The organism is Salinithrix halophila (assembly GCF_042650125.1).
Classification (GTDB): domain Bacteria; phylum Bacillota; class Bacilli; order Thermoactinomycetales; family DSM-45169; genus Salinithrix; species Salinithrix halophila.
The window spans coordinates 85,586-103,928 of sequence record NZ_JBHSAP010000015.1 but is presented as its reverse complement, the minus strand read 5'-3'; the positions used below and the strand labels follow the sequence as shown (position 1 = coordinate 103,928).

The 18,343-nt window shown below is 53.8% G+C and carries 17 protein-coding genes; 5 read left to right on the top strand and 12 right to left on the bottom strand.

Annotated elements, in window-relative coordinates:
* Positions 1-32: 32 nt before the first annotated feature.
* Positions 33-1,097, bottom strand: a complete 1,065-nt coding sequence (gene kdd, locus ACFOUO_RS10735; protein WP_380705054.1) for an L-erythro-3,5-diaminohexanoate dehydrogenase — start codon at positions 1,095-1,097, stop codon at positions 33-35.
* Positions 1,098-1,433: 336 nt separating this feature from the next.
* On the bottom strand, positions 1,434-2,825 hold the full coding sequence (locus ACFOUO_RS10730) for a sigma-54 interaction domain-containing protein (protein ID WP_380705554.1): 1,392 nt from the start codon (positions 2,823-2,825) through the stop codon (positions 1,434-1,436).
* A gap of 573 nt (positions 2,826-3,398) precedes the next feature.
* Between ACFOUO_RS10730 and ACFOUO_RS10725 the strand changes: the two genes are divergently transcribed.
* From ACFOUO_RS10725 to ACFOUO_RS10715, 3 genes are all read left to right on the top strand, one after another.
* Positions 3,399-3,527 carry a hypothetical protein gene (locus ACFOUO_RS10725; RefSeq protein WP_380705052.1) on the top strand — a complete coding sequence of 43 codons (129 nt, stop codon included), beginning with the start codon at positions 3,399-3,401 and terminating at the stop codon, positions 3,525-3,527.
* A gap of 395 nt (positions 3,528-3,922) precedes the next feature.
* On the top strand, positions 3,923-4,198 hold the full coding sequence (locus tag ACFOUO_RS10720) for a hypothetical protein (RefSeq protein ID WP_380705050.1): 276 nt from the start codon (positions 3,923-3,925) through the stop codon (positions 4,196-4,198).
* Positions 4,199-4,303: 105 nt separating this feature from the next.
* The gene (locus tag ACFOUO_RS10715; protein WP_380705048.1) at positions 4,304-4,522 is read left to right on the top strand and encodes a hypothetical protein; all 219 of its coding nucleotides are present in this window, start codon (positions 4,304-4,306) and stop codon (positions 4,520-4,522) included.
* 97 nt (positions 4,523-4,619) lie between these two features.
* Here ACFOUO_RS10715 and ACFOUO_RS10710 read toward each other — a convergent pair whose 3' ends face one another.
* Both ACFOUO_RS10710 and ACFOUO_RS10705 read right to left on the bottom strand, forming a co-directional pair.
* Entirely contained in the window at positions 4,620-4,922 is a 303-nt protein-coding gene (locus ACFOUO_RS10710; RefSeq protein ID WP_380705046.1) for an MTH1187 family thiamine-binding protein, read from the bottom strand.
* Between the two features lie 95 nt (positions 4,923-5,017).
* On the bottom strand, positions 5,018-6,301 hold the full coding sequence (locus tag ACFOUO_RS10705; RefSeq protein ID WP_380705044.1) for a M14 family metallopeptidase: 1,284 nt from the start codon (positions 6,299-6,301) through the stop codon (positions 5,018-5,020).
* Positions 6,302-6,574: 273 nt separating this feature from the next.
* Between ACFOUO_RS10705 and ACFOUO_RS10700 the strand changes: the two genes are divergently transcribed.
* On the top strand, positions 6,575-8,314 hold the full coding sequence (locus ACFOUO_RS10700; protein WP_380705042.1) for a hypothetical protein: 1,740 nt from the start codon (positions 6,575-6,577) through the stop codon (positions 8,312-8,314).
* Positions 8,315-8,791: 477 nt separating this feature from the next.
* On the opposite strand, the gene ACFOUO_RS10695 is transcribed toward ACFOUO_RS10700, so the two are convergent.
* The 5 genes from ACFOUO_RS10695 to speE all read right to left on the bottom strand — a co-directional run bounded on the left by ACFOUO_RS10695 (position 8,792) and on the right by speE (position 12,981).
* Positions 8,792-8,989, bottom strand: a complete 198-nt coding sequence (locus ACFOUO_RS10695) for a XapX domain-containing protein (RefSeq protein ID WP_380705040.1) — start codon at positions 8,987-8,989, stop codon at positions 8,792-8,794.
* Between the two features lie 63 nt (positions 8,990-9,052).
* Complete coding sequence (gene argS, locus ACFOUO_RS10690) at positions 9,053-10,723, bottom strand: arginine--tRNA ligase (protein WP_380705038.1); 1,671 nt, start codon at positions 10,721-10,723, stop codon at positions 9,053-9,055.
* A gap of 1 nt (position 10,724) precedes the next feature.
* Positions 10,725-11,153, bottom strand: coding sequence for a DUF1934 domain-containing protein (locus ACFOUO_RS10685; RefSeq protein ID WP_380705035.1), 429 nt, complete (start codon positions 11,151-11,153; stop codon positions 10,725-10,727).
* Positions 11,154-11,266: 113 nt separating this feature from the next.
* Positions 11,267-12,139, bottom strand: a complete 873-nt coding sequence (speB, locus tag ACFOUO_RS10680; RefSeq protein WP_380705033.1) for an agmatinase — start codon at positions 12,137-12,139, stop codon at positions 11,267-11,269.
* A 5-nt stretch (positions 12,140-12,144) separates the two neighbouring features.
* Positions 12,145-12,981: a polyamine aminopropyltransferase gene (speE, locus tag ACFOUO_RS10675; RefSeq protein WP_380705553.1), complete on the bottom strand. Its 837-nt coding sequence runs from the start codon at positions 12,979-12,981 to the stop codon at positions 12,145-12,147.
* 287 nt (positions 12,982-13,268) lie between these two features.
* On the opposite strand from speE, the gene ACFOUO_RS10670 reads away from it, so the two are divergent.
* On the top strand, positions 13,269-15,317 hold the full coding sequence (locus ACFOUO_RS10670) for a transglycosylase domain-containing protein (protein ID WP_380705031.1): 2,049 nt from the start codon (positions 13,269-13,271) through the stop codon (positions 15,315-15,317).
* 94 nt (positions 15,318-15,411) lie between these two features.
* On the opposite strand, the gene ACFOUO_RS10665 is transcribed toward ACFOUO_RS10670, so the two are convergent.
* The 3 genes from ACFOUO_RS10665 to ACFOUO_RS10655 all read right to left on the bottom strand — a co-directional run bounded on the left by ACFOUO_RS10665 (position 15,412) and on the right by ACFOUO_RS10655 (position 18,176).
* On the bottom strand, positions 15,412-15,999 hold the full coding sequence (locus tag ACFOUO_RS10665; protein WP_380705030.1) for a PepSY domain-containing protein: 588 nt from the start codon (positions 15,997-15,999) through the stop codon (positions 15,412-15,414).
* Positions 16,000-16,113: 114 nt separating this feature from the next.
* Positions 16,114-17,469 (bottom strand): sensor histidine kinase, encoded by a 1,356-nt coding sequence (locus tag ACFOUO_RS10660; RefSeq protein WP_380705028.1) that lies wholly within the window; start codon positions 17,467-17,469, stop codon positions 16,114-16,116.
* Positions 17,466-18,176, bottom strand: a complete 711-nt coding sequence (locus ACFOUO_RS10655; protein WP_380705026.1) for a response regulator transcription factor — start codon at positions 18,174-18,176, stop codon at positions 17,466-17,468. The genes ACFOUO_RS10660 and ACFOUO_RS10655 overlap by 4 nt, the downstream gene beginning before the upstream one ends.
* Positions 18,177-18,343: the final 167 nt, after the last annotated feature.

The following is an 18,343-nucleotide window of genomic DNA, read 5'->3' as shown; positions in this document are numbered from 1 at the left end:
GCTACGTAATTAATCGATAATCAAAGGATTTGTCAGGGCTGTGCCGGAGCGGTATAACGCCTTTCAAACAGCTCCCGCAGAGCCGTAGATTCCCGCACGGTATCGAGTGCCAGCTGAGCATGGCCCGGAGCATACCCGTTGCCGATCACCATCTGGACATCCTTCCCCACTCCCTCTGCCCCGAGGGCGGCGGCAGTAAAGCGCACCGCCGTGCTGAAGAAGTAGACGGTTCCCCCATCCCGCGTGGCCAGGATGGCGGATAACTCTGTGTCCGGCACATTGACACAATTGACAGTGAGGTCCGCCATTTGCCCCCCGGTGAAAGTATCCACCGCCTCCATCACTGCCACCGGATTTCGAGCATCCACCTGTACTACTTCGTCGGCCCATCCCAGTGAACGGATTTCTTCACAAGCTTCTTCCTTTGCCTCCATGGCGATCACTCGGCCCGTCAGCCCCGCTTTTTTCCGCGCCCGGTAAAGGGAGAGGAGGCCCGATTTCCCCCCTGCACCCAGGATGGCCACACGGCTACCCTCCGTTACGAGCCGTTCAATTTGCGCCGGAGCACCACAAACATCCAACACAGCCAGGGACAAGGTATCCGGGAGATCATCCGGCAACACCGCAAAGGGGCCGCTGGCGAAAAGAATCGCTTTTCCCCTCCCCTTTACCTGACCCGTCCGCATGTCGATCTCGTCGATCGTATCGAGACGGAGGGGGGTCAAGGTAAGGGAGACCAAGGTGGCGATGCGATCCCCCTTTCTTAGACCCTTCGCTGGAAACCGGGGACCGACCTCCGCCATATGGCCGATTAGCATCCCCCCGGAGCCGGTATCGGGATTGTGCATTTTCCCCCGATCACGGATGATTGCCATGATCCTCTCTTTCACCCGGTCAGGGTCCCGACCGGATGCTTCCTTCAATTGATTAAAAGAAGCAGAATCGATGTTCAGGCAGGTTACGTCAATGAGAAGTTCGTTGTCCAGGCAGGTCGGGTCGGCATCCAGCCTCCAAGCCGGTTGCGGAAGAAATCCTTTCGGTTCTAACACCCGATGCAACCCGAACCGATGCCCTGTTTTTCTGTCGGTTTGATCCATCTCGTCACCCCCCCTTCTCGAGAACATAAATAATTGCAAAATTCATGCCAAATGAATGACCCTGATCAGACAAAGGAAAAAAGAACTCTCCAAATAAAATAGTGCCGAATAATCGGCACTTCAGCTTTGTGAACAAAGTCCTTACACCATTTGAAAGGGGGACACCGACAACCCAGCGGAGTGTCCGGGGGCTCCAACCGTTTTGCGGCCACATGTGCTTTTCCTTTGGCCGCTGGTCGGAACCGGAGGACACTGGCGAACAGGCCCGCAATGGCGGGAGAAACATCGAGCGCGAAATCGAAAATCAGGCTCTGCGCCCCCGCGTGCCCCAAGTCCTCACCGATCCTCCTGGCCGCCTTTTAGCACCTCTTTGCGTTTGCGAAGCTTGTACTGCAGGGTCTGGCGCGGAATGCCGAGGCGGATCGCGGCCTGGCGCACATTTCCACGGCAAGCCGCCATCGCACGCCGGATCCATTCCCCCTCCACCTGGTCCAACAGCTCTGGAAGTGAAAGCTCCTCTTCCGGCATCCAACCGGAAAGACCCCCTTCCAGCGGTTCCATATGAGCCGGCAGATGTTCCGATTTGATCCGGCCTTCTTGCTCCATCAGGTTCATGGCTCCCTCGATGGCGTGTTCCAGCTCCCGTACATTTCCCGGCCAATCGTAGGCGGTAAACCGCTCCTCTACTTCCGGTGAGAGACCGGTCACTTCCATCCCAAATTGCCGATTGTACTTATCGATAAAATGGCGCGTGAGGAGGGGAAGATCTCCCTTGCGCTCCCGTAGCGGGGGAAGCTGGATTCGGACGACATGAAGCCGGTAGTAAAGGTCTTTACGGAGCTTCCCTTCTTTGATGCTCATCTCTGGGAACTCATTGGAGGCGGCAAAAATGCGGACATCCACCGGTCGCGTCCGAACATCACCAACCCGGCGCACGGCTTGATCTTCCAATACCCTCAACAATTTGGCCTGGAGATCGACGGGCATGGCGTTGAGCTCATCCAGAAACAACGTTCCTCCCGCCGCCAACTCAAAGAGGCCCGGTCGGTCCTCCGCCCCCGTGAACGCGCCCCGGGTGGTACCAAAGAGGATTCCTTCCAACAACGAAGAGGGGATCGCCGCACAATTCTGAGCAATAAACGGATGGTTACTGCGCGGAGAGGCGGAATGCATCGACTGGACGAAGAGTTCCTTTCCCGTCCCTGTTTCGCCGATCACCAGTACCGGTGAACGAGTCCCCGCAGCCTTTCGGGCCCGTTCAACCTCTTGCAACATCCTTGGGTCGCCGGTGACAATCTGTTCAAACCGAAACAAACCGGCCTGCCGTGTCCTCTTATTCGCCGGTTTCCCCATCTGGCTCTGCAGATCGACCACTTTTTCCGACAATTCCTGGATTCGTGTAACATCCTTAGCCACTTCCAGGGCTCCGACCCGTTCTCCATCGACAGTGAGGGGAAGCGTGGTATTCACCGTCACCACCCGTTTCCCTCGCCGATTGGTATAGGTTTGTCTTTGGTTATAGAGGGGTTCGCCGGTCTTCAGCACTTTCATGAGCGTACTCGTCTTGGGAGTAAGGGAGGGGAAAGCCTCCAATACATGCGTCCCCATCACTTCCCCTTCGGGCAATCCATCCAAAACAGCCGCTACATGGTTATAATAGACAGTGATTCCCTCGGCATCTACCACATGGATGCCTTCATCGATACAACGGAGTACTTCCCGTAACATACGCTCGGATAAGGTAGATCGGCCCAAAGCGGATTCCCCCTTTTGGACGGGCTGCCGAAAAATGGTCAGCCAATGCCGAATTTTCGTCACTTTGATTGTAGGCGAAAAATTCGTTATAGTCTATACGAAGGGTTTCAAGGAAAAAGGGCGAACATCCGGCTAGATCCGTCGCCCGCTAGGAGGGATCCATCATCGCCTGGACGGAGGAAGAGAGGAAAGGAGTCAGAGAGGAGCTCTGGCCCTTAGTTCGGGATACCACGCAAGCTCCTCGAACACGTCTAGAAGCGGCACTTGGAATCATTGAAGCCTATTGGAACGGAAGCTACGAGCATTTTTACAACCAGGACTGGAAAGAGAGCCATCCTACTTACAAACAGTACGGAGCCGGTTTCATCGCCCGCCATCCCATCTTTCCAGAAGACCTGATGCCAGACCTGACAAGCTATTTCGGACTCGATCCGGACCTGCTCCCTTCCGGAAAGACCATCTGGTCTCCCCTAGGAAGCCCGGAACGGAAAGCAACAGACAGCCCGTAAAAAAGGAAGCGTCAACCTTTTGAAAAGAGGGGTTTGCATGGTGAAATTGTGCCTGGAGTGCGAATGGACCCTGTCGGAAAATATCGATGTCTGCCCCTACTGCGGTGAATATCTGGATGATGAGATGGATGGGGATGTACAGGAATATCAAATGGGCGATGAGTAACACGAAAAGAATCCCGCACGGTGCGGGATTCTTTTTTGATGGATCAACCAGCCCATGTTCCTATTTGGTTGGGCACTAGACTTTCTTTTAATAACCGCCGAAGCAAACCAAGGCAAAGATTGTCGCGATCACCAACAGGAAAATCAGCAACCGGCGCAATCCGAAACCATAACCGTAACCATAGCCACTCATCGATAAACCTCCTCCTTCCGAATCTCTAACAGCATATGCTGTCCATGAGCCTGTGATAGGGACACTTGCCTTAAAAAAGAAAAATAGGGCTTACGAGGATGAAAGTGAGAACCGAATCGTCGATAATTCCTCCTTTCTCCGAGTTTACAAGTTTCTTGTGATCCCCTACAATTTAAAAAGAAGTGGAAGGAAGGGGTTTTCCAATGGAATTCAACCAAAGTGAATGTGAAAGCTTAGTGTCCAGCTTACAGGCTCGAGAGGAAAAAATCCTCTTTGTGATGCAACAACTGTTTGAGGCCATTCCCGAGGAAACAAAAAAATCCCGGGTGGAAAAGCACTTAAACGAAATTTACGATGGATGGACCGCTCTACAAGAGACCCGGCTGTTGAAGAAGCGAATCCAACGAACGATCGGAAAAGGGAAACCAGAAGGAAAAGCCGAATCCCCCAATGTGCGAACCTTGAATCAACCGGGATAATTTATGAACACGGGAACGAAGCTCGTTGATCTGCGAGCTTCGTTCTTTGTTCCCGTTTCAACGATCGAGGAAGTGGTAATGAACATAGTAAGGAGGGATTTCACTATGTTGAAAAAAACCGTGACAAAAGCCGCTCTCGCCACTGCTGCCACCACCTTCCTCGATAAGATGCTTTCGGATCCGGAGGAAAAGAAGAAAGCGAAAAAAGCCGCAATCGCCACTAGTTCTGCCATGTTCCTGAAAAAACACGGCAAGAAGGCTGCCGCTGCCACCGGGGTTACCCTGTTATCAGGACTCGCCTGGCGGATATACCGTGCCCGCTGAACAACGGCTAGCCTCAACCCAACCTACCGGCTCCAAAGTGGAGTCGGTGTTTTTTTGCAAAAAAAAGACCCCGTGGGGGTCTGTCTGGATTCGATCTCTAGGAGCCTCCACCGTTCTTCACCTTGGATACCTGGGCGTCCAGCTCCATCCTTTCCTGTTTCCGGTCATCGAGAACCAGATGGGTGACGACTCGCTCCACGCCATCTCGGAAGGATTGACGATGGATGTCTCCCGCAATTTGCAGGAGGGGGTCTACTTCCCCTTCGATCACGGTAGCCGTTGGCGTCATCTGATACTTCAGTCCCGCTTCTTCCACCGACTGGCAGATTTCTTGGACAACATCACGAAAGCTTCCGCTTTCCCGGCCTACAGGTACGACACTGATTTCCATCAACGGCATGTGGATCACTCCCCTTTCAACCTCTCTTTTCCCGATGAGCCGTAAGAGAAAAACGGAAATTCACGCAGAGGATCCTCGAACCATTCAGCCTTCCTCTACCGGGTTCCGCAATACTGCCCTTCTTTTCCGATCGTTTTATAAGGGCAGGCAGCTTGTTCGGCGATATAGAGGACGGCTTCCTTGTTGCGTGCAGTCTCCCGGCCGATCACTTCATCTGGTGGATAAAAGCCCGGATTGGAGTTTTTCGGGTACATTTCAAAGGTATAAGCAAAGATCTTGTGCTCTCCATAAGCCCAGTCCGTCATGTCTCCATCCGTGATATAGAGGTCGCTGGACTGTTGAGGCGTATATCCGTTGGTTCCCGCCATAACGTTCCCCATCGTCCGGAAAACATTGGCGTCATCAGCACTCATGTCCGCGGGGACATCCTGATAGGTGTAGCCGTATGGCCACAGGATCAATTCACTGTACGTATGGAACGTAATCGCAGTCCGGATCTGTTGTTTACCGTCTACCACCCGACTGTTGATGAAATCCCGCAGGCGGGCCGTTTCCGGAGCAGAAAAGGCGGAGGCCCCCCGGTATATCTCGCTATAGGGGCTACTGCTCGAGCCGCCGCAACATCCCCACTTATAACCGAAATTGCGGTTCAGGTCGGTTCCGACGGAGAAAGACCACCGATTGGGCTGCCGGTTTTTCCGCCAGTAACTGTAACTGCCGTTCCGGACATCGTACTCGCTCCCGTCAGGGTTGAGACTGAAGACGAGGTAGATTTCCCGGTTGTTGACCAGTTGGGTAATCCGGGAGTTGGAACCGTAATTGTCAGTGAACAGTTTCAAGGTGTAGAGAGTCATCTCCACGGTGAGATGCTCGCGAGCATGGTGCTGGCCAACATAAAGCACTTCCGGCTCCTTTTCGTCACGATTCACATTGTCACTAATCTTAGCCGCCCACATGTCACGGCCTTCATAGGACTTTCCGATACTGAACATCTTGACGATCCCAGGATGGTCAGCAGCGGCCTGGCGGATTTCTGCCGTCATTTCATCATAATTGTGGTAATCAGCGTCATAACCGGGGAAATCCAGGCCCCCCGCCTGTTTCTTAGTACGAAACCCGAGGCGTTTCAGTTGTTGGACCTCTTTGGAATCGACGTATACGACCACGTAATTCTTTCCTACCTCCTCAATGCCGAACCCCGACCGAATTAATCGCGTCCGTTCCTCTCGTGTATCCACCCCATCCAGCCGATACGGCTTTTTCCCTACTTCCTTGGCGGCAGAGGCTTGAGGACCCGTTTCCCCCCCCACTCCCGTAACCATAACCGTCGTCACCAACAGGACTGTTGCCAACAAGGTTGACAAACGCGACCCCTTCATTACCCTTCACCCCACCCTTTCCCTTGCGGCCCAAGCCGCTACGGTTTCCATCCGCTCCATCCAATCAAGGGTTGACTTTTTCTTAGGAAGCGAATTGATAAAATATTCAATATTCATATGCCCCCTCGATTCCGGGTGTTCTAGGTCATGGTGAAAACGCTTTCCTATATAGGAGCAGGAAATTAAATGGCTTGTGCGGAAACCGCATAGGAAGTCCGGCTCCACAAACCAGGTGGGGACCGCCGGACAGCTTCTCAAATAGGAGGAACTCATATGGATACATCCATGCGGACAACCCCAGAAAAAACGGGTTTCCCTAAGCAAAAAGAGGGGGTGGGAACGGCTTTCAGCCCCTTATCCAAGGTCTGGTTCACCCTTTCTCAAGGGGCCGTATCGGAAATCTATCATCCCAACCTATCCACCCCCGTCCAGAGCCGCTTAGAACTCTCTGTATCCGACGGACAAGGCCGTTGTTATCGGGAATCCTTGGACATGACCCACCGGTTGGAACACCCAGACGAACACGCACTCACCTACCGACAGGTCAACGGAGACCCTGCCGGATGTTTCCGTCTAAGCAAGATTTCTTTCACCGATCCTTCGCGCCAGTGTTTCATTCTCCATGGACGATTGGAAACGCAGCAGGGCTCCCCAACGGATTACCGCCTCAACTTTCGTTGGGAACCCTGGACCGGTGGGAAGCATCGACACCATATTCGGTTGCTGGAAGAGGGGGGGGATCGCTTCCTCTGTGCGGAAAACGGGGAAAAAGCCGCCGTTTTAGCCGCTTCCTGCGGAATGGAGCAACCTGTTCTTCTCCTCGATGACGGAAAACAACAGCCGGTCACTTCTACAGTCGTGGAAGGATCCGTCCTATCGGGATCCCTGCCGATTCCGGCCGATGGAGGCTTCCAGATGGTCATCGGTTTCGGGAGTACCGCCGAAGAGGCGGAAAAGGAAGTCCGTGAATCCCTCGAACGTCCATGGGAGGAGATTTACGAAAACTACCGAAAAGAATGGCAATCATACTGCAAACGGCTGAACAGCTTGGAAGGATGGGCCCCATCCCTTTACTATGCGAGCCTGATGATGCTAAAAGCCATGGAGGACAAAGAAAAACCCGGTGCCTTCGCTCCGGGTCTCTCCCACCCCCTCCGGTTTTCCGCAGAATCCCTCTGCCAATTCGCCACGGCCTTCTGGGGAGCTGGGGAACACCGAAGTCCTAAACAGGCTTTCCGTCTTCTCAAGGGAATCCAGCGGAAGGACGGGGGGATTCCTCGATCCTTCTCCTTGGAGGAGGGGTCTTCAAGCCCTTCCTGCCCCACCCAGACCGCCTACACTCTCCTTTTGGCCTGGCAGCTAGAAGAGGTCCGTTCTTTTCGGCGCATGATCGTACCCGCCGCCGAATTCCTGAAGGCAAACGGAAACCCCAGGACAATCGCCCCTCAGGAAGCAGCTGTCCGCATCGCCGCCCTGATTTGCGCTGCTGACCTAGCGGGGACTGCCGGGGAGGCGGCCCACTCGACAGCCTGGCAGGAGACTGCCGACCGCTGGAAGGAAGAGAATCTCCCTTCCTCCACGGCGGGAACAAGCGATTGGTTGACCTGGGTTCGACTCGGCCTGTCCGCCGCCACTCATCCTCAGATCTTGACTGCTGCCGCCCTCTTTGATCGGGACCGGCGACAAGAGACTGCCTACGGGCCATTCTGGACAGCTTCTCCGCTAAATGAAAGCGGGAAAAATCCACTCCTTTCCGTCCGGTCCGTCGCTGAAAGGGGGCATTACGAACTTCAGTCCGGCCGAGACCCCTCATCCTATCTAACTGCTCTGGAACAAGCCGCAGGAGGAGAACAGATGCTTTCCACCTTCCTCACGGCGACAGGGGAAAAGGCTGGACAATCACCAGACCCTCTCTCCCATGCTGAATACGTCCGCCTCCTCGTATCCCAAACCTGGGGGAGCCCCTGTGATCTCCCCCTTCCTGCGGCCAAGCGATACAGCAACTCAGGCTGATCGTCCCCCTTCACCCAATATTCAAACCTGCTTTATATCCCCTTCAAATCCCGTCGTTAAGATAGGAACGGCAGACGGGTCAAAGTCCGGTGACGGTTGGCATCCTTCCGTTTCCGGGCTGTCCCTCTGTCACCAAATCGACAAAAAACACCTTGTTCCCTTGTCGGCCGGATGTTATCATCCGTAATTGTGGTATGAAGGAAACACCCGCGATAAACAATCCATCTATGGGATTTGAGTCTCCACGAACGGTTTTGGGTAATTAAGGAAGAGAAGGTGAGAGAGAGATGTTGAGTAACAACCAGGTGATTGCATTGATTTATTCCTTCGCAGTGGCCGGAGCGTTTTTGGGTTGCGGCCTGCTGGCCATCAGTGTCTAACGAAGGAAAAAACCGGAGGGGGAAACCCCTTCGGTTTTTTGTATAGGAAACCTTCGTATCAAAACCCGGACCGGCATATTAGCCAGCCCGGGTTTTTTTAAGAAAAAAGCCGAGTGAACCATTCAAAAACCTTGTCCGCTCCTCCTGCCCACTCGACAACCTTGTATCCAAGGTAAATCCCGAAGATGCCGAGAATCCCCGACAAGGCAGGGGGTGCTGGGATCGGCAGGCGCAGGAGGGCGAAGAACAGCCCGACCATTCCCCCCGTAAGTAGGGACAACAGATATATTTTCATCCTGTTCGGTCTCCCGTATGGCGGGTTCCCTCTCCTCCTTCATCGTAATGGATAGCGCCTGCCTTACATCTGCTCGGGGGCGTTAACACCGATCATGTTGAGACCGTTCTTCAGTACTTGCCCCGTGCCCAACAGGAGGGAAAGTCGGGCTCGTGTCAGACGTTCGTCCTCCTGAATCACGCGGGAGGCGTTGTAGTAACTGTGGAACAAGGTCGCCAAATCAAACAGATACCGGGCAATGCGGTTGGGTGCCATCTGTTCGGCAGCAACGGCTACTTCTCCAGGGAATTCACCCAGCTTTTGTAGGAGGTCGTACTCCTGCTCTTCCGTCAAGGCGTCGAGGCTTTCTTCGTCTATTTGGACAGGGATCCCCCGCTCCCCTGCCTGACGGAACACACTGTTGATCCGTGCATGGGCGTACTGGACGTAAAAGACCGGATTCTCATTGGATTGGGAGACAGCCAGATCCATATCAAAATCCAAATGAGAATCGGGGCCCCGAGAGGCGAAAATGTAGCGGGTGGCGTCAACACCTACTTCCTCCATGAGGTCAACCAGGGTAATCGCCTTGCCGGTCCGTTTCGACATCTTCACCAGCTGGCCGCCTTGATAGAGTTTCACCATCTGGGTGATAAGGAAAGTCATCTTTTTCGGATCGAAACCGAGGGCGGTCATCGCAGCTTTCATCCGGGGAACATACCCATGATGGTCAGCACCAAAAATGTTGACAATCCGGTCAAACCCCCGGTTGTACTTGTCTCGGTGATAAGCGATATCCGGGGTGATATAGGTATAAGAACCGTCCTGCTTGACGAGAACCCGATCCTTATCATCCCCGTACTCACTCGATTGAAGCCAGAGGGCCCCATCTTTTTCATAAGTCTGGCCGAGGCGCGTCAGTTCCTCCACCGCTTTCTCCACAGAGCCGGATTCGTGGAGGGAAGACTCGGAGAACCAACTGTCAAAACGGACCCGGTAGTCGGCGAGGTCCTCCTTAATCTTGTTCAACAGATGTTCCAGGCCGTACTGACGCAGAATCGCGTAACGCTCCTCCTTGTCCAGGTGGATCAGTTCGTCGCCCTTTTCTTCTGCCAGCATCTTGGCCATATCGATGATATCTTGCCCCCGGTAGCCATCTTCGGGGAAATCCGCTTCCATGTTAAGGGCTTCTCTGTACCGAGCCTCCAAGGAAAGAGTCATGTTATGAATCTGATTACCAGCATCATTGATATAGTATTCACGCGTTACATCAAATCCAGCCGCTTCCATTACATTGCAGAGGACGTCACCGATCGCGGCGCCCCGAGCATGGCCCAGGTGAAGACTGCCTGTCGGGTTGGCACTGACGAACTCCACCAATACCTTTTCCCCTTTTCCCGTATCGGAACGACCATAGTCGCTGCTCGCTTTCGTCAGTTCAGGTAAAACCTGTGTCAGGTAAGAACGATCGATAAAAAAATTAATAAAACCGGGGCCAGCCACCTCGATCTCCCGGATATTCGCTTTCTTCCGATCCAACCCCGCCACGATTTCTTCTGCGATCTGGCGGGGATTTTTTTTGGCAATCCGCGTCAGCTGCATCGCGATATTCGTGGCCAAGTCTCCATGGGCCTTCTCCCGAGGGACTTCCAGCAGTACCTCCGGTACCACCTCTTCTGAGGCCAGATCGGCACGGATCACTGCTTGCTTGATCTCCTGTTTTAAGGTTTCCTGCATCCGTTCCAAGGCGTTCATTCTATACGGACACCTCCGTCCACTGGATAGTCAATTCATAGCGGCCCATCGCTTCTCCACCCATAGTCAGCTGGAAAGAGAAACCGATGGAGCCTCCTTTGTCATGGTGGTTTCTTCGGTAATCCAGGGTATGGACTTCCATCTCGGAGACGCCACCCGGTGTCTCGATTCGGCTATATGTTGTCTGATTCGGTCGGTATCTCTGCCGGTAGGAGACCATTCCTTGCCGGATAACAGTCACTTCCTCCGAACCAGCTTTTACTGTGGTTAGCACTTCGTCAGGGGTCCCTGGGCTTTCCCGATATTTTAAAACCCAGTGGGCATTCCTCTCTTCGAAGAACCCATCCAAATGCTGCTCAATGGATTCTTCCTTTCCCCCCGCTTCCGAAGGGTGGACGCCGGAACGGATATCCAATCGAATCGGTTTCACTTCAGGCGGTGTCTCCTTTCTTATTGGTTCGAATTGTATCATGGGGAACTTTGGAATGCCAATCAACGGCAAATTCCCCTCCTTGGGAGGAAGGGAGTCGAGAATCCTAACCATCACTTGGAGAAGCCGAGGAGCATCTCCCGGATCACCTTGGCCGCCGTAACCGGGGTTTGTTCTGTAGGATCATAGGCCGGAGCCACTTCCACTAAATCGGCGCCCACTACCTTGACACCCGATCGGGAGATGGCGTGGATGGCTTCTAACAGTTCGCTGGAACTGATCCCTCCGGGCTCCGGAGTACCTGTGCCTGGAGCGAAGGCGGGATCCAGGACATCGATGTCCACCGTAACATAGACAGGGCGACCTTCCAGTTCCGGCAACGATTTCTTCAGGGGTTCAAGCACGTCAAAGGGGTGGAAATGGATCTTTTCCCCTTCGGCGTATTGGAATTCTTCCCGCGTACCAGAACGGATGCCGAATTGATAAACGTTTTCCGGGCCGATGAGCTGGGCAATCTTTCGAAGGGGCGTAGCATGGGAGTAAATCTCCCCCTCGTAATCTGTCCTGAGATCGGCATGGGCGTCCAAGTGGATCACCGCCAACTTGTTGTAGTACTTGCTGACTTCCCGCACAACCGGCCAGGTAACTAGATGCTCACCTCCGATTCCCAGTGGCATCTTCTTCTGTTCCAACACTTTGGCAACGAAGTTTCCGATCTGGTGAACACTCTTCTCCGGATTACCGAAAGCCAACGGGATGTCCCCGGCATCGTAATATTTCACTTCGGACAGATCCCTGCGGAGATAAGGACTGTATTCTTCCAGCACCAGGGATACTTCCCGCACCCGTTTGGGGCCGAACCGGGAACCCGGACGGAAGCTGACGGTCCAGTCCATGGGCATTCCGTAGATGATGGTATCCGCCTCTTCCACCTCAGGCGTTGCACCGATAAAGACATTGCCTGAGTAGGCTTCTTCAAAACGCATCCCGATCATTCCCCTCCCTTTGTCAGATCTTCGACGAACCGAGGAAGCCGGAATAACGAATGAAACAGCTCGGGTTGGAAGTAGCGGGTATTCCGATCCGCCAGGAGCGTCTCCTCCACCGCTAAAGGATCCCGGCCCTTGGAACCCAAAGTAAAACTCCACAGACCGCTCGGATAGGTGGGTATACTGGCGGTATAAAGACGGGTGACGGGGAAAATCCCGGAAATATCCTGAAATACACGAGCGATTAAATCCCGGTTAAACCAAGGGGATTCTGTCTGGGCCACCATGATCCCTTCGGGTTTGAGAGCATCAAAGATACCCTGATAGAAAGGTTTTTGAAACAGACCGACAGCGGGACCGACAGGCTCGGTGGAATCTACCAAAATCACATCGTATTCGCCTTTATGGGCTTCAATGTGTTGAATCCCGTCCTCAACGCGGATCTCCACCCGCTGATCGGAGAGAGCCCCGGCGATGGCGGGGAAATATTCTTTCGATACTTCGATCACACGACCATCGATTTCACACAGGACTGCTTTTTCCACACTTGGGTGTTTCAACACTTCCCGGATGACACCCCCGTCACCTCCACCAATGACCAGTACCTTTTTCGGGTTCGGGTGGGTAAACATCCCCACATGCGTCAACATTTCATGATAGACAAATTCATCTTGATCCGTAGTCATCACCATGCCATCCAGAACCAACATCCGACCGAACTGCCGGGTTTCGATGACATCCATCGTCTGGTAATCGGTCTTCTCATGGTGAAGAGTCCGAAGGATTTTGCTCGTGATACCGTGGTTCGGTGTTTGTTTTTCCGTATACCATAAATCCATATCCATGCTCTTCTTTTCTCCTTCCAAGTGAGGGCAATTCTTTGGTGGACGTTCCAAAAAGAACCTTCCTATAGAATAAAGCAATCAACCACCAGAGACAATCATGTTTCCAAAGGCCGATAAGTCTTCCACGCTGGCGGTCGATTCATCCGATGTTGTATCGTGTGCGCGATTTGTCTCCTCCCCCGTATAACTCCAAAAAGCAATCCCATACTAGTAAGGATTGCCAAGGGGACTCCCCCTCGAAACCTTCATGAACCGACGACATCACGGAAGGGGAACATCCGATGGGAGACGATATGGACCGGTCGCTACCGCCGGCCGGATGGGAACAAGTTCCTTTCGCCAAGTGGTGGGACCGAGGACGACGCATCTTGCGATGGTTTAGCTTCTGCCTGCTCACCGGATTCGGACTGGCCCTGTTTACCCTCCTCTATCTAAAATCCAAACCCCTCCCGCCTCCCCCGATTGGAATGACCACCCAGCTTATGGACATCCGGGGGAAGGTGATCGATCAGTTGGACGCTGGCGAACACCGGGACCCCGTCCGGCTGAGGAAGATTCCTCAATCACTCATCGATGCCACGCTGGCCGCCGAGGATCAGCGCTTCTTCGATCATTGGGGGTTTTCCACCAAGGGCATCCTTCGGGCAGCCTGGATCAATCTAAAAAGCAGGAGGGTAGCCCAGGGAGCCAGCACTATCACCCAACAGTTGGCCCGTAACCTGTACCTCACCCACGACCGCACTTGGACCCGTAAATTACGGGAGGCGGCGCTCACTACTCAGCTGGAACTCCACTTTTCCAAAAGGGAAATCCTAGAGATGTATCTGAACAAAATCTACTACGGTCATGGCGCCTATGGTGTGGAACGGGCGGCTCACATCTATTTCCACAAACCGGCCCGGTCCCTCAACTTGGCGGAGTGTGCCATGTTGGCGGGTATCCCCCGCGGCCCGGGATATTACTCGCCATTGGCGGATCCACGCCGGGCTAAGAGGCGGCAAGAGTTAATCCTAACCCGAATGGCAAAAGCGGGATTTATCACCCGGCGATCCGCGGAGGAGGCAAAGCGGGTCCCCCTCCATTATGGACGGCCTCCCCGTCCCATCCCGGCTCGGGCCCCCTGGTTCAGGGACTATGTCATCCAATCCGCCGTCTCCCGGTTTGGGCTGACCGAGTCCCAGGTTCGGAGCGGAGGGTTAAAAATCTACACCACCTTGGACCCTGCCCGACAAGAAGCAGCCGAAAAAGCAGTGGCCCGCTACTTAAACACCCAGGACCAGCTGGAGGGGGCGCTTGTCAGCGTCGACCCTCGAACCGGAGCGATCCAGGCCATGGTGGGAGGTAGGGATTATAGCCGCTCCCAGTACAACCGGGTTTTCGCCCGGCGGCAACCCGGCTCCACATTTAAGCCCATCCTTTACCTGGCTGCCTTGGAACAGGGGCTAACCCCCGTCACCCGGTTTGACAGCAAGCCCACCACGTTTCTATTCAGCGACGGAAAGTACGCCCCGACCAACTATCACGGTCGCTACGCCAACCGACCGATTACCATGGGGGAAGCCATCGCCACCTCCGACAACGTCTACGCCGTCCGCACCCTTCTAGAGATCGGACGGGAACAAGCTGTCCGGATGGGGAAAAAGCTCGGGATCGACAGCTCCCTTACCCCTGTTCCTTCTCTCGCCCTGGGTTCCAGTGCGGTCCGTCCTTTCGAGATGATCCAAGTTTACTCCACCCTGGCCAACGGAGGAGTGAAGCATTCGCCCTTCGCCATCCGACGAATTGAGGATACGGACGGACAAGTAATTGCACGTGCCCAACCCCAACCGACCTCGGTCATCCCCCGACCAGAGACTTTCGTCATCACGAAGATGTTGGAAAAAGTTTTTGCCTCTGGCGGAACGGCTCATCGGGTCAAGCAGATCCTTCCCCGGCCCGTCGCTGGCAAAACGGGAAGTACCGAGTGGGATTCCTGGCTTTCCGGGTATACCCCGGACCTGGCCACAACGGTCTGGTTAGGATATGATCGCGGAAAACGCCTTCCCCCAGGGACTTCCCGTCTCACCCACAACATCTGGGGAACCTACATGCGTGAGGCCCTCGCAACGGTTCCCCCCCGGCCATTTCCTACCCCGGAGGGGGTAACAGAGGTAACCGTCGACCCCGACACCGGGTATCGGGCCACATCAGCCTGTCCTCGCCGGGAGAAGATCTGGTTCCTGAATGGAACGGAACCGGAGAAAACCTGTCCTGCCCATCGCGAGCCTTCACCAGTACCAAAAACCTTGGACTCCCTTTGGGAGCGTATAAAAAAATGGTGGGACGGCTAAGCCGTCCCACCATTCATCTTACGTGGCCATTTAGAGCCTCGCCGGTAAAAAACCGGGGGGTTTTTTTTGCGCATTGGGGACGTCCAATCGGTTTTTAATCGTTATCCCCGCTATCATGATTTTCCACAGACAGGAACAATACCTTGCCCGTGTAGGCGTCTATTTCCAAATCGGCTTCCTGACGGCCATTTTTCACTCCGACATCATAAATCCAGCGACCGTCGTCCTGGTCCAGTTCAATCTCCGAAACCTTACCGTCGAATTTGCCCAGAGCGATTTTTTCGGCCTGTTCATATCCGATCTTTTCTTTGGACTGATTTTGTTCCCGATGATCGCCGCGGTCGACAGTGTCATCTGATCCCTTTGTGTCATCGTCGTTGTTGGTGAACGCCACATTTTGGTCTTGCTGAACCTTCAACATTTTCCCGGTGCGGGCGTCCATTTTGATGTCATACTCTCCGTTGGAGCCTTCCAGCTCGATCTCATAAACGGCGCGGGCCCCCCGGCCATCCCTCTCAATTTCTTTAACCTTCCCTGGATACCGTTCCTCCACTTTTTTGACGGCTTCTTGCGTGGTCATAAAAGAATCTTTCTCATCGGCGAAAATCTTGTTCGCTCCAAACCCCGCGCCTGCGATGATAACGGCTCCGGCCAACACGCCCAACCATGTTTTTTTCAACATCTCTCTATCACTCCTTGCCGTTGTTTTCAATGACCAGGATAAAGAGTTAGACTGATAAACCTTGGTGAGTCCGATGAGAAGTTGGTGAGAAGTTCATGATCGTCTCATGAGCATTCATTCAGAGGGAGGAAGCTGGACCGTCACCACTGTGCCTTTCCCCTCGGTGCTCGTAAGCGTCAACTCCCCGTGGTGGGCAGAGACGATCCGTTTGGCGATCGCCAATCCCAAGCCGCTTCCGCCAGTTTCCCGGCTGCGGTCTTTGTCTACCCGGTAGAAACGTTCAAAGATGCGTTCCCGGTCTTGTTTAGGAATGCCGATCCCTCGATCCTTCACTTGGATCCTGGGACCCCGCTCCGTATCCTCCACATAGATGTCGACCGCCTCTTCACTGTATTTCAGCGCATTGTCCACCAGGATAAACAACAATTGTTTCAACTTCTCCACATCACCGACCGCCATCACTTTTCCGTCAGCATGTACCCGGATGATCCGGCCAGTGGCTCGAGACAGGGATCGAACGGCTTCTCGGCTTAAATCACCCAGCTCTATCGATTCCAACTGGAGGAGCTCATGGATGTCATCCCGGGCCAAATCAAGCATCTGATGGGTGAGAGCTTTCATCCGTTTGGCTTCGGAATGGATCGCTTCCACAGCCTCGTCTCTCACTTCCGGCTTCTCCCGGCCCCATCGTTTCAACAGGTTGGCGTAACTTTCGATCACCGTGAGCGGTGTTTTCAATTCATGGGATGCATCTGCGACAAACTGTTGTTGTTTGCGGTAGTTTTCTTCCATCCAGTTCATCATGCGGTTGTAGGTAGCTGCCATCTGATTCAGTTCGTCGTTGGATCGTTTGTTGAGATTCAATCGTTGAAAGGTTCCCTGGCTGCGGTTCTTTTCCATGGTCGCAATCAGATAAAGAATGGGTCGAAGGATCAATCCGCTTAATATCCGGCCCGCTACCATGGTGGGTATGAGGACTGCCAAGGTGGCCAACAGCAACACCCATCGCAAGAGGCGAAGGTTTTCCTGCGCCAGGTCGAGGTTTTCGGTCACCTCCAATGAGGCAACCCGCCCATCTTTCCATATGATGGGGTAAAAAACGGTCAAATACTCTCGGTCCCCCTTGCTAAAAAAGGTATGGTCTTGTCGGTCCCGAAATTGCGGCTTGATGTCTTCCATCAAAGAGGGTTCTTCCGTGACGGTGAGCAAGGCCCTTTGACGGGAATCAACTACGCGGATCATGTTGCCATCGTCCAGGTAAGCGCGCAGAAGTTGCGCGGCGGAACGCCGGTCGCTCCCTTCCCCGGCGTTAACCGCCTTCACGATGCTTTCCGCCTTGCTCTGCATTTGCTCCACTTCCGCATGGTTCGTCCGATACTGGAACAGCGAGTAGATTCCAGCGTTGGCCCCGACCAACAGCACCAATATGATCGCCGTAGTGAAGAGCTGGATCTTGGTCGATATTTTCATCCGCTTTTCTCCCGCAGGGTGTAGCCCACTCCCCGGACCGTGTGTATCAAGGGAACGGAAGCGTGCTTGTCGATTTTTTGGCGCAGATAACGAATGTAGACGTCGACAACATTCGTGTCCCCTATATAATCGAATCCCCAGACTTCCTGGATGATCTGTTCCCGTTCCAATACCTGCCCGGGATGGCGCATCAGATAGCTGAGCAGTTCAAATTCCCTCGGTGTGAGGTGAATTTCCTTTTCTCCGCGGTACACTTCCCGGGTTTTCGGGTTCATGGTGAGAGCGCCGACGGTAAAGATTTCCCCCTCCGCTTCATTTATCGCGTTTCTTCCTCCAGCCAGACGAAGGTTGGCGCGAACCCGGGCCAGCACTTCTTCGATCTCAAAGGGCTTGGTTATGTAATCATTGGCCCCTTGATCCAATCCCATCACCTTGTCCGGAACTGTGTCGCGAGCGGTCAACAGTAACACCGGCGTCCATTGATCCTTCCGGCGGAATCGCCGCAACACCTCGATTCCGTTCAACCGGGGGATCATGATGTCCAACAGGATTAGATCCCATCCACCGGCCTCTGCCCGTGCCAACCCGTCCACGCCGTTATGAGCCACTTCGGCCTGATACCCTTCGTGTTCCAGCTCCAGTTGCAGTAAACGGGCGATTTTGAGTTCATCTTCCACGATCAAAATCCTCTTCAAAGTTTCCCCCATAAGAACGATCACCCGCTTTTTTCATTTCCACCATTATAATGCCGTTAGATGAGAAATTGCTGAGAATACTCCATCCTTCACGATGAATCAGCTTGTTCTCCGACGGCCAAAAAGTTGCTGAGGTCCAGCACCCTAAACAAAAAATGCCCAGTGGATAAACCCTCTGG